16 protein-coding genes and 1 pseudogene are annotated in these 14,467 nt (G+C 36.5%); 4 read left to right on the top strand and 13 right to left on the bottom strand.

Features of this window, described 5'->3' with window-relative positions; all coding sequences use genetic code 11:
• Positions 1-140: 140 nt before the first annotated feature.
• Positions 141-425: a post-transcriptional regulator gene (locus AC0L0O_RS02520; RefSeq protein WP_000886978.1), complete on the bottom strand. Its 285-nt coding sequence runs from the start codon at positions 423-425 to the stop codon at positions 141-143.
• A gap of 174 nt (positions 426-599) precedes the next feature.
• Between AC0L0O_RS02520 and spoVB the strand changes: the two genes are divergently transcribed.
• Positions 600-2,159 (top strand): stage V sporulation protein B, encoded by a 1,560-nt coding sequence (gene spoVB / locus AC0L0O_RS02515; RefSeq protein ID WP_000198287.1) that lies wholly within the window; start codon positions 600-602, stop codon positions 2,157-2,159.
• Between the two features lie 29 nt (positions 2,160-2,188).
• Here spoVB and AC0L0O_RS02510 read toward each other — a convergent pair whose 3' ends face one another.
• Complete coding sequence (locus tag AC0L0O_RS02510) at positions 2,189-2,836, bottom strand: DUF421 domain-containing protein (protein WP_149282704.1); 648 nt, start codon at positions 2,834-2,836, stop codon at positions 2,189-2,191.
• A gap of 103 nt (positions 2,837-2,939) precedes the next feature.
• Here AC0L0O_RS02510 and AC0L0O_RS02505 point away from each other — a divergent pair, with 103 nt between their 5' ends.
• Positions 2,940-3,323, top strand: a complete 384-nt coding sequence (locus tag AC0L0O_RS02505; protein ID WP_000349133.1) for a TIGR04086 family membrane protein — start codon at positions 2,940-2,942, stop codon at positions 3,321-3,323.
• A gap of 36 nt (positions 3,324-3,359) precedes the next feature.
• Here AC0L0O_RS02505 and yajC read toward each other — a convergent pair whose 3' ends face one another.
• The 6 genes from yajC to ruvA are packed head-to-tail and all read right to left on the bottom strand — an operon-like array spanning position 3,360 to position 7,693.
• Positions 3,360-3,620, bottom strand: coding sequence for a preprotein translocase subunit YajC (gene yajC / locus AC0L0O_RS02500; RefSeq protein WP_000991116.1), 261 nt, complete (start codon positions 3,618-3,620; stop codon positions 3,360-3,362).
• A gap of 27 nt (positions 3,621-3,647) precedes the next feature.
• A complete protein-coding gene (gene tgt / locus AC0L0O_RS02495) occupies positions 3,648-4,787 on the bottom strand; it encodes a tRNA guanosine(34) transglycosylase Tgt (RefSeq protein WP_000125362.1) in 1,140 nt (379 codons plus the stop codon).
• Positions 4,788-4,799: 12 nt separating this feature from the next.
• The gene (queA, locus tag AC0L0O_RS02490) at positions 4,800-5,852 is read right to left on the bottom strand and encodes a tRNA preQ1(34) S-adenosylmethionine ribosyltransferase-isomerase QueA (protein ID WP_473785640.1); all 1,053 of its coding nucleotides are present in this window, start codon (positions 5,850-5,852) and stop codon (positions 4,800-4,802) included.
• A 19-nt stretch (positions 5,853-5,871) separates the two neighbouring features.
• Complete coding sequence (locus AC0L0O_RS02485; RefSeq protein ID WP_000138162.1) at positions 5,872-6,072, bottom strand: DUF2905 domain-containing protein; 201 nt, start codon at positions 6,070-6,072, stop codon at positions 5,872-5,874.
• Positions 6,069-7,070, bottom strand: coding sequence for a Holliday junction branch migration DNA helicase RuvB (gene ruvB, locus AC0L0O_RS02480; protein ID WP_000344456.1), 1,002 nt, complete (start codon positions 7,068-7,070; stop codon positions 6,069-6,071). The genes AC0L0O_RS02485 and ruvB overlap by 4 nt, the downstream gene beginning before the upstream one ends.
• Before the next feature lie 5 nt (positions 7,071-7,075).
• Entirely contained in the window at positions 7,076-7,693 is a 618-nt protein-coding gene (ruvA, locus tag AC0L0O_RS02475; protein WP_000464508.1) for a Holliday junction DNA helicase RuvA, read from the bottom strand.
• 188 nt (positions 7,694-7,881) lie between these two features.
• Between ruvA and AC0L0O_RS02470 the strand changes: the two genes are divergently transcribed.
• Positions 7,882-8,826, top strand: a complete 945-nt coding sequence (locus AC0L0O_RS02470) for an iron-hydroxamate ABC transporter substrate-binding protein (protein WP_000823597.1) — start codon at positions 7,882-7,884, stop codon at positions 8,824-8,826.
• Positions 8,827-8,838: 12 nt separating this feature from the next.
• On the opposite strand, the gene AC0L0O_RS02465 is transcribed toward AC0L0O_RS02470, so the two are convergent.
• The 3 genes from AC0L0O_RS02465 to AC0L0O_RS02455 all read right to left on the bottom strand — a co-directional run bounded on the left by AC0L0O_RS02465 (position 8,839) and on the right by AC0L0O_RS02455 (position 10,807).
• Positions 8,839-9,369, bottom strand: coding sequence for a BofC C-terminal domain-containing protein (locus AC0L0O_RS02465; RefSeq protein WP_000871198.1), 531 nt, complete (start codon positions 9,367-9,369; stop codon positions 8,839-8,841).
• Between the two features lie 120 nt (positions 9,370-9,489).
• Positions 9,490-10,419: a DMT family transporter gene (locus tag AC0L0O_RS02460; protein ID WP_001983738.1), complete on the bottom strand. Its 930-nt coding sequence runs from the start codon at positions 10,417-10,419 to the stop codon at positions 9,490-9,492.
• A 67-nt stretch (positions 10,420-10,486) separates the two neighbouring features.
• Entirely contained in the window at positions 10,487-10,807 is a 321-nt protein-coding gene (locus AC0L0O_RS02455) for an ArsR/SmtB family transcription factor (RefSeq protein WP_000426920.1), read from the bottom strand.
• Between the two features lie 446 nt (positions 10,808-11,253).
• On the opposite strand from AC0L0O_RS02455, the gene AC0L0O_RS02450 reads away from it, so the two are divergent.
• The gene (locus tag AC0L0O_RS02450; RefSeq protein WP_473785639.1) at positions 11,254-11,688 is read left to right on the top strand and encodes a branched-chain amino acid ABC transporter substrate-binding protein; all 435 of its coding nucleotides are present in this window, start codon (positions 11,254-11,256) and stop codon (positions 11,686-11,688) included.
• 33 nt (positions 11,689-11,721) lie between these two features.
• Here AC0L0O_RS02450 and AC0L0O_RS02445 read toward each other — a convergent pair whose 3' ends face one another.
• Together AC0L0O_RS02445 and safA are read right to left on the bottom strand one after the other, a co-directional pair.
• Positions 11,722-12,366, bottom strand: coding sequence for a YhcN/YlaJ family sporulation lipoprotein (locus AC0L0O_RS02445; RefSeq protein ID WP_001093533.1), 645 nt, complete (start codon positions 12,364-12,366; stop codon positions 11,722-11,724).
• A 1,839-nt stretch (positions 12,367-14,205) separates the two neighbouring features.
• Positions 14,206-14,368 (bottom strand): annotated as a pseudogene (safA, locus tag AC0L0O_RS02440) (SafA/ExsA family spore coat assembly protein); the annotation flags it as partial.
• Positions 14,369-14,467: the final 99 nt, after the last annotated feature.

Below are 14,467 nucleotides of genomic sequence, written 5' to 3'. Positions count from 1 at the left end.
TTTTTCACATTACCTACACTTTCATTATTTATTTTCTCTCTTCACTACCCCCTTTATATATAATCTTAGACATAATTATTTCCTCATTATCAATACCTATCATTATACTGCAAAAGGAAGAACAAACCAATTGCAGTCGGTTATTTATTTTCATATTCATCAAATGACCAAAGCGGCGCTTGATATGCTTCAACAGTTAAATAAGTCATATATTCATTAGCACTTACTGTTAATACGTCATTAACTAATTCATACAATCTAACGTCGCTGTCTATCTTCTTCCACTTTTTCACTTTAAGAAACTTCCAAATGTCATCATCTGTTACTCGGTCGTAGCCGAACATTTGGAACTCTTCTACTTTACTTTCTAAAACGACTTGTAACTGTCCGCGGTATGATTCTACCAAAGCCTCTCTATCTAACATATTTAACATCTCCTTCTTATTTCAGCACGAAAAGTCGCTTTTAATCCCGCTCTAATGGACAGCAATAACTACTTTCAAGAGCACACTCTCTTAAATGCTTGTCATTCTTGTCTCGTACGTGCATATAAATTATTGTAAATCATTCCACTGATTTTGAGAAGGTAGGAGAAGACCATGACGAGACAAAGCTTTTTAAAAGGCGCATTTATTTTAATGATCGCCGGCTTTATTACCAAAATTCTAGGATTTATTAACCGTATTGTAATGGCACGTATTTTAGGAGAAGAAGGCGTTGGCCTTTATATGATGGCCGTCCCTACATTTATTCTAGCAATTACATTAACACAAATCGGTCTTCCTGTCGCAATCGCAAAATTTGTAGCAGAAGCGGAAGCTGTGAACGATAAACAAAAAGTTAAAAAAATATTAACAGTATCATTAGCTGTTACATCCGTTATTAGTATCATTTTAACGATTGGAATTATGCTCCTCACACCTATTTTAGCAAAAACATTATTAACTGATGAACGAACGTATTATCCATTAATGGCTATTTTACCTGTCGTTCCTGTTATTGCTGTTTCTTCTGTTTTACGCGGTTATTTTCAAGGGAAACAAAATATGAAACCTAGCGCTTACGCCCAAGTTATTGAACAAATTGTCCGTATTACAATTATCGCTATATGTATTCAATTATTTTTACCTTACGGCGTAGAATATGCTGCAGCTGGCGCTATGTTATCAGCCGTTCTCGGTGAAGTGGCATCGTTATTATTTTTACTTACTTTATTCCAGCGCGAAAAACATTTATCTATACGCTCTGGATTTTTCACTACTGTAAAGGAAAGCAAGGGGACATTTTATTCTCTTATGGATATTGCACTTCCAACTACAGGAAGTCGTTTAATCGGTTCCGTTTCCTATTTTTTTGAACCTATCGTCGTTATGCAAAGCTTAGCGATTGCCGGCGTTGCCGCCTCCGTTGCAACCCAGCAATACGGTATATTAAACGGGTATGCATTCCCGCTTCTTTCACTGCCAGCCTTTATTACATACGCTCTTTCGACAGCACTCGTTCCATCTATTAGCGAGGCAATGGCAAAAAGACAACATAAATTAGTAGAACATCGCTTACAACAAGCTCTTCGGATTTCATTAATTACTGGTGGATGGTCAGTCGTTATATTATACGTATTTGCTTCTCCTGTTTTAACTCTTATGTATGGATCGGACAGTGCAACAGCGTTTATCCAGCTTCTTGCACCTTGCTTTTTATTTCATTATTTTCAAAGTCCACTTACCTCTGTTTTACAAGCTTTAAACTTAGCACGTGCGGCCATGATGAATACATTTATTGGTGCCATCGTGAAATTAATCGTTATTTTTGTACTAGCTTCAAGGCCAGAGTTTCAAATGATGGGGGTTGCCCTTGCAATTGCAGCAAATATCGTAACAGTAACATTCCTTCATTACGCTACTGTTTTAAAGAAAATTACATTTACCATTTACGCAAAAGACTATATTTTTGGCGGACTTGCCATCGGTATCGCAGGCTCCTTCGGTTTTTACGTTCATAAGTATATAGTTTTCTCTCATTCACTTGGCATACAAACATTATGGGAAATCACTTTAACAACACTCGTTTATATTGTGCTCCTCTTCATTTTCAAACTCATTCGAAAAGAAGAGTTAAGTCGTCTACCTATCATTCGAAAGCTTTCATTTTTGAAGTGAACGGGCTTACTATTTCATATCGTAAGCCTCTAGTTTTCTTTCAAATCAACAAAAAATTGTCCATTTTGAAAGCTACAGTATAAAATTTGTGTTACATCTTTATAACCTAAGTTTTTTAATTTTTCAACGAGCCATTCATCTGTATGTTCAATCATTTGCAAATGACTAGATTGAATTTCTCCATCGATAATAAGGGGAAGAGTAAACTGCAATGCGTCCTGCCCGCCTTTTTGTTTTTGAAAGACAGATAACTTCCCAGATGGTTCTAAAATAGCGTATTCTACATCCCTAATATCTCCGACTCCCTGCTCTCTTAATTGCATCATTAAATCATCTATATTATATCGCTGGTTTCTCATCTTTTTTCCATCAATTTTTCCAGCATTAATAATGATTGCTGGTTCGCCTTCTATTAAATGCCGAAATCGTTGAAACTTTAAAGAAATGACAGACAAAATGATCTGTATACACATAAGAAAGAGCATCGGAACTAATTGATGCCAAAGTGATTTATCCGTATTTTCAATTGCGACTACAGCCAATTCACCAAGCATAATGAATACGACTAAATCTAATACACTCAATTCTCCTATTTCACGTTTACCCATAAGACGAAAGATAATTAAGATGATAATATACAACAGCATCGTCCGGCCAATTACTGATACCCATTCCATTTCTACAGCTCCTTTTTTACGTATAGACTCCCCTATAAAAAAGAAACTAGTCTAACTTAAGCAAAAGGAAAATATGCTTGTATTAAAAAGGGGGAATGTATAAATGGATGGAACGAAAAAGTTATCAACTGCAATCGGCTTCGGTATCATTACCTTATTAATTCTCGCATCAATTACTAGCATGGTTATGGCTCTTTTATTAAAGTTTACTGATATGACTGAAGGGACGTTAGCCGTTACTATTTTTATACTAGCTCTTTTATCAATGCTTATATCCGGGTTTACTGCCGGTAAAAAAGCACAAGGGAAAGGTTGGCTAGTAGGCTTCACAACAGGACTTACATTCACCATACTTGTTTTTCTAGTTAATTATTTAGGCTTCTCTCAAACTTTATCGAACTCCCAGTTACTTTATCAATTAGCATTAATGGGTGCGAGTACACTCGGTGGTATTTTCGGTGTAAATATGTCCAAACAAAATAATTAAAAAAGGCCCTGCACATTTCATGCAGGGCCTTCCTCATTAGTTTTTCACAACTTCACGAATCGCATTACGATCGAAAGTTAAGTGTGAACCACCAGATTTAATAACGATTTTCGTCTCATCTACTGATTCGATTGTACCGTGTAAACCACCGATTGTTACGATAGCATCACCTTTTTTTAACTCACTTTGCATTTGAGCAACTGCTTTTTGACGCTTTTGTTGCGGGCGAATTAATAAGAAATAGAAAATCGCAAACATCGCAACGATCATAACGATATTCATCATACCTGCATTCATCTTTTGTTCCTCCTTTTAAATTATGTATTAGAAGTTTTTAGCATTCGGTTTATTAAAGCCATACTGTTCAAAGAATTCTTCGCGGAAATCGCCAAGACGGTCTTCACGAATAGCTTGTCTCACCTGCTCCATTAAGTTTAACAGAAAATGAAGGTTGTGATAAGACGTTAAACGAATTCCGAACGTTTCATCACATTTCATTAAGTGACGAATATACGCACGAGAATAATTTTTACATGTGTAGCAATCACAATTTGGATCAAGCGGACCGAAGTCTCTTGCGAATTTCGCATTTTTAACAACAAGGCGGCCTTCACTTGTCATACATGTACCATTTCGAGCGATACGAGTTGGCAGTACGCAGTCAAACATATCAATACCACGAATTGCACCATCGATTAATGAATCAGGAGAACCTACTCCCATTAAGTAACGTGGCTTATTATCTGGAAGAAGTGGCGTTGTAAACTCAAGTACACGGTTCATAATATCTTTCGGCTCACCTACAGATAAACCACCTACCGCGTAACCAGGGAAGTCCATTGAAACAAGGTCTTTTGCACTTTGACGGCGAAGTTCTTCAAATTCTCCGCCCTGTACAATACCGAATAAACCTTGATCTTGTGGACGTTCATGCGCTTTTAAGCAACGCTCTGCCCAGCGACTTGTACGCTCTACAGACTTCTTCATATATTCAAAAGTAGCTGGGAATGGTGGACACTCATCAAATGCCATCATAATATCTGAACCTAATGCATTTTGAATTTCCATCGCTTTTTCTGGTGATAAGAATAATTTATCTCCATTTAAGTGGTTACGGAAGTGAACGCCTTCCTCTTCAATGCGACGGAAGTCACTTAAACTGAATACTTGGAAACCACCAGAGTCCGTTAAGATTGCACGATCCCAGTTCATAAATTTATGCAAACCACCTGCTTCACGAATGATTTCGTGACCTGGACGTAACCATAAATGATACGTATTACTTAAAATAATGCCAGAATCCATTGCTTTTAATTCTTCTGGTGACATTGTCTTAACTGTTGCAAGTGTACCAACTGGCATAAATGTTGGTGTATCAAATGAACCGTGCGGCGTATGTACACGTCCTAAACGAGCACCTGTTTGTTTACAAGTTTTTATAAATTCATAACGAATTGCTGTCATAATTTACTCCTTTTATTTGTTTCCCATTTTAGCGTGAGATGCAACGAACATTGCATCACCGAAGCTAAAGAAACGATATTTTTCTTTTACTGCTTCATTATAAGCATGAAGTACATTATCTCTGTTTGCAAATGCACTTACAAGCATAATTAATGTTGATTTCGGTAAATGGAAGTTTGTAATTAAACCATCAATTGCTTTAAATTCATAACCTGGGTACATAAAAATGTCTGTCCAGCCAGAAGCAGCACAAAGCTTGCCGTCATGATCTGTCGCAATTGTTTCTAACGTACGAGTTGAAGTCGTACCTACCGTAATAATACGTCCACCATTCTCTTTTACACGGTTTAATAATGCCGCTGTCTCTTCAGACATATGGTAATATTCTGCATGCATATGGTGCTCTTCAATCGTATCAGCAGAAACTGCTCTAAATGTTCCAAGCCCTACGTGAAGTGTAATAAATGCTAACTCAACGCCTTTTTGTTTTAACTTCTCCAGTAACTCTTCTGTAAAGTGAAGTCCTGCAGTTGGCGCTGCTGCTGAACCGATTTCTTTCGCATATACTGTTTGATAGCGATCGCGATCTTCTAGCGTCTCTTTAATATATGGAGGAAGTGGCATTTCTCCAAGTTCATCTAAAATTTCATAGAAGATGCCGTCATATGAAAATTCAAGCTGACGTCCACCTTGATCTGCAGTTCCTGTGCAAGTTGCTTTTAATTTCCCTTCGCCAAAAGAGATAACAGTTCCTTCTTTTACACGTTTCGCTGGCTTAACAAGCGTCTCCCACTTATCGCCTTCTTCCTGTTTTAAAAGAAGTACTTCAATGTGTGCGCCTGTATCTTCTTTCACACCGTGCAAACGAGCTGGCATTACTTTCGTTTCATTTAAAACTAAGCAATCCCCCTCATGTAAGTAAGAAAGAATGTCCGTAAAATGTTTATGCTCAATATCCCCTGTTTCGCGGTCTAACACCATTAATCTTGATGTTTCACGCTCTTCTAATGGGACTTGTGCAATAAGTTCTTCTGGTAAATGAAAATCAAACAGATTAATATCCATAACTATATCCACCTATTTCTTATTTGAATCGATTTATTATATACATAATAAAAGATAATACAATACTTAACACAATACATGTAATGATAGGAAAATAAAAGGTAACGTTTCCTTTTTTCACAAAAATATCGCCTGGAAGCCTTCCAATGAACTTCCAAGCTAATCCAACAACGATAAGTAAGATACCGGCTGTAATAAGCAATTTCGGCATCTCTGTCATACTTTTGGCATCTCCATTCCGAAATGCTCATATGCAAGCGGCGTTACAATCCGGCCCCTTGGCGTTCGTTGTAAAAAGCCAATTTGTAATAAATATGGCTCATACACATCTTCAATCGTATGAGATTCTTCTCCAATCGTTGCCGAAACCGTTTCTAGTCCAACTGGGCCACCGCGGAATTTCTCAATAATACCAAGCAATAATTTATGGTCAATATGATCTAGACCTAATTTATCTACTTGCAGCAATTCTAATGCCATTTGCGTAATTTCCATCGTAACTGTTCCGTTACCACGAACTTGTGCGAAATCTCGTACACGTCGTAATAAACGATTCGCAATACGAGGTGTACCACGAGCACGTCTTGCAATTTCTAGTGCAGCTAACGAATCAATTTCAACTTCAAATACTTCTGCTGTACGTTCCACAATCGCAGAAAGCTGATCTACTGTGTAATACTCTAATCTTGAAAGTACACCGAAACGGTCACGTAACGGCGCTGATAATGCTCCCGCACGCGTCGTTGCTCCAACTAATGTAAATGGCGGTAAATCTAAACGTACAGATCGCGCTGACGGTCCTTTTCCAATGACAATATCAAGGCAAAAATCTTCCATTGCAGGATATAGTACTTCTTCAATTGATCTATGCAAACGATGAATTTCATCAATAAATAATACATCCCCTGGTTGAAGCGATGTTAATACAGCTGCTAAATCTCCTGGCCTTTCGATTGCTGGACCTGAAGTTGTTCTAACATTTACGCCCATTTCATTGGCAATAATATTCGCAAGCGTCGTTTTACCAAGTCCTGGTGGTCCATATAAAAGCACGTGATCTAACGTTTCTTCACGCATTTTCGCCGCTTCAATAAACACTTCTAAATTATGTTTCGCTTTATCTTGGCCAATATACTGACGGAGCGTCTGTGGCCGTAATGAATATTCTAAATCCGCATCTTCATATGCAGATTCCCCTGAAAGGAGACGTTCGTCCATTATACTCACCTCTTACCATTTAGTAAAAGACTAAGTGCCTTTTTAATATACTGATCCGTCGTTAATGATTCTTTTAATAACTCTGGTACAACGCGAGAAACTTCTCTTTCTGCGTATCCAAGTGCACGCAGAGCTTCCAGCGCCTCATCAAGCTCAGCTGACGAACCTTTCTTCTCATCAAAACGTTCTTCGTCTGAGAATAAATCAACAAATGCATCTGGTACAACGTCTGCTAGTTTTCCTTTTAAATCTAAAATCATTTGGCGTGCTGTTTTCTTTCCGACGCCCGGGAACTTCACTAAAAACTTCTCGTCTTCATGTTCAATTGCTTGAACGACCTGTCCTGTTTGACCAGAAGCTAAAATTGCAAGAGCACCTTTTGGTCCAATACCAGACACCCCTAACAACTTTGTAAATAATAAACGCTCTTCACGTGTTTTAAACCCGTAAAGTGCCATAATATCTTCTCTCACATAATGATATGTATAGACACGGATTTCTTGCTTACTTCTTTGAAATACATACGGATTCGGTGTGAAAATTTGATAACCAATTCCATTATGATCAATTACGACATATTCCGGTCCTACATACTCCACGTAACCTGTAACATATTCAAACAAAATACGATCTCTCCCTCTTAAATCATGTATTCCATTTTAACATATTTAATGATAGAAAAGCGAGACTACCCCAACAAATGTTCTCCATTTAAAACTTCTGTTATTTTCCATTGACAGAAAAGTTAAAGCACATTAATATACAGAAGTCGATAATGATTATCAATACTAATTAAAGGGGTTACATCAGGATGAAACGTAAGCTATTTATTTTATTTACTATTATGCTAGTTGTTCTTTCTATCGTTGGCTGTTCTTCTCAAAAAGAAGAATCAAAAGCAAAAGAACAACCGAAAACAAAAGTTGTAAAACACGCTAAAGGGGAAGCTACAATTCCAGTAAATCCAAAGAGAATTGTTGACTTATCTGGATCAACAGAAGAATTATTACTTCTTGGACACAAACCTGTTGGTACAGCAAATACATACAAAGATAAAATCCAAAAGCATTTGACAGAAAAGCTAGATGGAGTAAAGGCAGTAGGTTGGTACTGGGCACCTAAAGTTGATTTAGAAGCTGTTACTGCTTTGAAACCAGACTTAATTATTTTGAACAATCGTCAATTAAAAATTTATGATCAACTAGAAAAGGTTGCACCGACAGTTGTTCTAGAAACAAACTTAGAAGACTGGCGCGGTAAGTTTAAAGAAGTAGGTAAACTATTTGACGAAGAGAAAAAGGCAGACAAATGGATTGCAGACTACGATAAAAAAGCCGACTCTTTATCTAAAAAGATTAAAGAGAAAACAAAAGATGACAGCTTTATGTTCGTCGCAGTTACACCACAAAACTTCCGTGTATACGGTAGCTTCGGGTACGGTGACATCATCTTTAACGACTTAAAACTTCCAGCAACAAAAGGTACAGATTTAAAACAAACGATGGCGCAAGTATCGCTAGAAGGTCTTGTTGCATTCCAACCTGACCAAATGTTTATTGTAAACTTTGGCGGCGAAGCTGATAAAGTTTACGAAGACTACAAAAATAGTGCTGTTTGGAAAGACAATAAAGCAGTAAAAAATAATCACGTATATGAAGTATCGAATGAAGTCTTCAATACGAAAGCTTTCAATCCAATCGGAAAAGATATGCTAATTGATGAAATCGCAAAAGAAATTTTAGCTAAGAATAAATAAGAAAAAAGCAGCTCACCATGAGCTGCTTTTTTTCTTATTCTGCACTGCGTATTGTTTCATTTTTTCAATCGTCTTCACAAAACCTTCTTTTGATTTAATCCGAATACCGCGCTTCAATTTCGCACGCTCATAACTCTCAAGCTTTTTCATATCAATTTGAAAGAAGGAATGAATCGCATTATCACTTTTCGGTACACCTTTGAAAATTTGTAATATCCCTTCCTCTGATACTCCAAAATAACCGCTCGTTTTCAATAACGGAGAAATATCATCAACTTTCTTTTGTAATACAATTTGCACATCATCACGATCAACGAGTTGCCATTCTTTATACTGCTGTAAAATGTTTTCTAAATCCGCCACTTTTTCTGTAAAGATTTCCTCACTTACTTCGCCATCAACATACATTCGCTCTAATAAAATTGTAACTTCCGGTTCTTTTTCTGTTACTTTTGGTACTGGCCCTTCCGCCTTCGCATTCGTTTCATAAACGAGACAAAACATCATAACGAAAGCTTGCATCGCAATCAGTATCCATTTCATTTCCGTTCACCTCTTTTAGGCAAGATCAAACTTTCATTAGTAGTTTCTCCGGAAATGGGGGTTTTATCCCTAATTCATAGATTACTCTCATTAAGACTTATAGAGTCCAATGATTTCTACCTATTTCGAAACATATTGATTACTTGAAAGCTTCTTTATATCTTTATTGGATTGTACCGTTGCTATATAAACACCGATTAACACAATTATCATTCCAGCTATTTGTTTCCACGTAACAGCTGCTCCATATAAGACAACTGATATGCAAGTAGCTACAATAGGCGTTAGATTTAAATACATACTCGCTTTGCTTGCACCTAGCTCTTCTACTCCTTTATTAAACACGATATATCCAATTAACGTCCCGCATATGACCATATACAACATTTCTATCCATCCCTGTAGAGAAAACGCCCCAACCTTTCCCCATCCATCTTCATATAGAGAAAGGCCTGCTAAAAACACAGTACCCAATACCGTCATACTCATTGTAGTTAACAAAGGGGAGACACCTCTCATAACTTTTTTGCCTGTTAAGCTATATAACACCCCACAGATTAAAGCAGCTATAAATAAAAGATCTCCCTTATTAAATGACAAAGACATAAGTGTATCCATTGAACCACTCGTAATCACAACTATTACACCGATAAGGGACAAAATTAAACTCATTCCGACTTTTGTACTCCAAGACTCTTTAAAAAATAATATTGCTCCCAATGTTACAAAAACGGGCATTGTAGCAATAATAAGCGAGCCATTCAGAGTAGAAGTATAGTTAAGTCCCATAAAGAAAAAAACATTATAGCCAAAAATACCTGTTAATGATACAAATAACAGCCCTTTCCAATTCTTTAATAACAAACTTGTATTCCATTCAGATTTCATAAAAACTATGCCTATTAAAATACAACCTGCTAAACCAAAACGAATTGTTGCCGCAGTAATCGGTGGAATTTCAGTAAGAACATGCTCTGCTGTTGCAAAAGACCCACCCCAAAACAAAGGAACAAATAACATAATTACATACATACGATTTATTCTGTTCATTTTCATTACCCCTTTTACGTAAACAGGTTTAAAAGTTTAAACCTGTTTACGTGTTAGTTAAAAAAAATTAATAATTTGACTCTATTGCTTGTAGTAAATCCTTCACCTGTTTTAAAAATTCTCCAGCTATTATAGAATAAAAAATTTCTTTTCCATGTCGATCCGCTACAATTAGTTCTGCTTGTCTTAAAATTTTCAAATGATGCGAAACAGCTGGTCTAGAAATCCCCATTTTATCTGTTATTTGCGTTACATTCATCTGTTTGTTTTCTAACAGCAGCATAATAATTTGCTGACGATTCTCATCTCCCAACGCCTGAAATATAGGTGTTACAACCTGAAATTTCTCTAATACAACTTCTGTATTTCTACATTCAAAATTCTCCATATCCTATTCATCCCAACCTTTTATACCTAAAAAATATGTAATATATTACCATTAAATAATAACTCTTTCATATACACTTGTAAATAACTTTATTTTCCGACTTTTATTCAAATAAAAAAGGGAAGATTGGATTCCTCCATTCTTCCCATTACATTCATATAAAATGAAAGACGCCTGCAAAGCAGGCGTCTTGATGCGTTTACGGCGAGAGACCAGGCGACCACATTCGCGTGTTTAGCACTTAAGCATACCTCTCGTCTTACGTAAATTAGCTCATCGCTTTGCTAATATAACATTAATAAAGTATAAGTGCAACATGTTTATAAAAATATTTTATTTCCTCTTTCATCCAAATGAATCATATGTAAATTATAAATTGATAATTGTAATATATATGTTACAATTAATACAACAACGAAATCATCATAAAACAGGAGGTGGATATTGTGAAAAAAATAAAGGATGAACGTCTCATTCTGCAAACATTGAAAAATATACGTATTGTCTTTCTTTTTCAATACATTGGCGTAGTTGGAATTTTAGGCTATATTGGATTGACTGAAGGAATGGATCAAATTACGAAATCTCCATTGTGGCTATTATTTATGCTTACGAGTATTTTACTTGCTTATTTACAGTTAAGTGTTTCAATCGATGTAGAAGAAGGCGAAAAGGAAATAAAGTTAACTCCTTATTACAAACTTGTTTTACGCTCTCTTATTGTAGGAATCGTTATGGCTATTATTTATATCATTTTCAGTCCAGAAAGACCTCTATTTGAAACTATTTTAACAGGTAGTATTCTCTTCATATGCTTTTTAGTTTCTTATTCCATTAGTTATTTTATTAAAAAGCGTCGTTTACAAGACGATGATGAATAAAGAGGAAGGGCTCACCCTTCCTCTTTTGTTTTGCTATCGCATTGTACCAGTTAAACCGTAACGAATGTCTCGGAACATATTCACTATGTCACGATTAAAATCGTTTGTAACTGTACCGTTACGTAAGCGTGTACTCATTGCATCGACACGAGTAAACATATCATTTCTTACAGAAACATATACATTTCTGTTTCCAACTTCATTTGCAACAGCTTGACGAATTTCGTTCGCCATTGCCGTTTCATTTGTCACTGTGTTACGTGGTTTTACCGCAATCGCCACATCGTTTCCATATACAACTGTAGACACACGGTCTACGTTATTCATACGTTTCACACGATTTGTAATTTTTTCTGCAGTTTTACCATCATTGTTAATGTATGAATTGTTCATTGTAATATTACGTGTTGGATGCGGATTAGCAATTTGACCGTTGTAATTTACATCACGGTAATAGTTGTATCCTGTATCATTACGACCATTTCTATATGTTACATAGTCTGTATAACGATCGTTACGCGTCACATTATCACGATACTGGTGTGTATCATTATAAGATGTACGCTCGTAATTGTAGTTACGTCCATCCATTGCATTGTTATCTTTTGGTGTACCACATGCAGCTAATGCACTGGTAACTAACAAAGAAGCAGCAATCACTTTTACTTTCGTATTCAATACAAAAACCCCCTCTGTTAGAATGAGCTTCTCTTCTAGAAAGCTCCCTCTTATGATGAGTAACAGAGAAGGTTTTTACACTGTTAATATTTCACTGGGGATTTTCTAACATTTGGTGTAAATCTTCCGTTTCCAGAACGAATCTACATACAAAAAAGGTGGGAATCATCCCACCTTTTTAAACTTCTTCTTCATCCTCTTCTTCTGAAACTGGCTCCCCAAATACATTCGGCGGATCAGGTTGATAATACATCGTTCCTGGCTGTGGTGCATATGCTGATTGAGTTGGTTGATAATATAAAGGATTCGCGTATTGTGGCCCTCCAGGTTGCGGACTATATAGCCTACTCTCTCCTCCGCATCCACAATCTTCCTCTCCTTGCACGAGCGGTGGCATATTATTATCCATCGGCATCATATTTGGATTTGGCATAGACGTATATTGCGGTCCAAACGGTGCTCCTTGCTGATATGGCATTTGATATGGATGTTGTTGTTGATAATACGGATTCGGCGGCATCATAGGCTGTTGATACGGCATTTGATATGGCATCATATTCGGTGGTTGATTGTTATCCATAATTGGCATCATATTCGGCATTTGGTTGTTATCCATAATCGGCATCATATTTGGCATTTGATTATTATCCATAATCGGCATCATATTTGGCATTTGATTATTATCCATAATCGGCATCATATTTGGCATTTGATTATTATCCATGATTGGCATGATGTTTGGTGGTTGATTATTGTCCATGATTGGCATAATGTTTGGTGGTTGATTGTTATCCATGATCGGCATCATATTTGGCATTTGATTATTATCCATGATTGGCATAATGTTTGGTGGTTGATTGTTATCCATGATTGGCATAATGTTTGGTGGTTGATTATTATCCATGATTGGCATGATGTTTGGTGGTTGATTATTGTCCATGATTGGCATAATGTTTGGCACTTGAATATTTGGCGGTATTACTTGCGGAATCACTACATTTTCTTTCGATACATTTGGCGACACTATATTTCCTACATTTTCTTTCTTCACTTGCGGTGATACTATATTCCCTACATTTTCTTTCTTTACTTGCGGTGATACTATATTTCCTACGTTTTCTTTCTTTACTTGTGGTGATACTATATTTCCTACGTTTTCTTTCTTCACTTGCGGTGATACTATATTTCCTACGTTTTCTTTCTTCACTTGCGGTGATACTATGTTTCCTACATTTTCTTTCTTCACTTGTGGTGATACTATATTCCCTACATTTTCTTTCTTTACTTGCGGTGATACTATATTATCTTTTTTCGTTTGCGGAGAAATGATGTTATTAGGTTTCATTTTAGTAATTTGAGGAGCAATTAATTCGCTTCCTTTTTTAATTACATCTGAAATTTTATATTCTTTTTTCGCTTTTATTGGTGGTTGCGGTGGCTGTGGTAACACATTTACTGAAAACTTCGTGTTTTCTTTCTCTGCTGGTTTTTGCTTTTCTATAACAGGTGGTTTTTGGATAACAGACGGTTTTTCAACTGGTTTTTCTATTTGAATTGGCTTTTCTTTTTGCACTTCTTTTTGCGGTTTCACCTGCATTTCCTTCTGCGGTTTTACCTGTACTTCTTTTTGTGGTTTCACTTGCATTTCCTTCTGTGGTTTTACTTGCACTTCTTTTTGTGTTTGTTGCATAGCAGGCTGCTGTGTAATTGGCGCTGATTGATACGTAACTTCTTCTTCATCTTCTATTCCAAGTGGAGTTGGAGTTGCTGCAAATTCTTTTTGTTGCACTTCTTTTACGTATTGTTTTGGAGGTGCTGAGCCTGCACCAGCATGTTGTTTCACCTGAACGCCGTTTGATGGTACTTTAATTTTCATACCTGGCATGATGAGATCCGGATTACTAAGTTGTGTATTTGTTTGTTTCAGCGTATCAAAATCCACTCCGTACTTTTTCGCAATTTTCCAAAGGGTATCCCCTTTTTGCACGATATGAATTTTCAAATTTTCCCCCTCCTGTATAACTTATCTATAAGTAACAAATCTCATGAAGTAACTCTTTCTACATAACGTTAACTTCTTTTCACTTTCATCACTTCTTCG

Source organism: Bacillus sp. GS3m_15504 (assembly GCF_055825275.1).
Note: the sequence above shows the minus strand (reverse complement) of the source record. Positions and strands in the feature narration are given on the sequence as shown.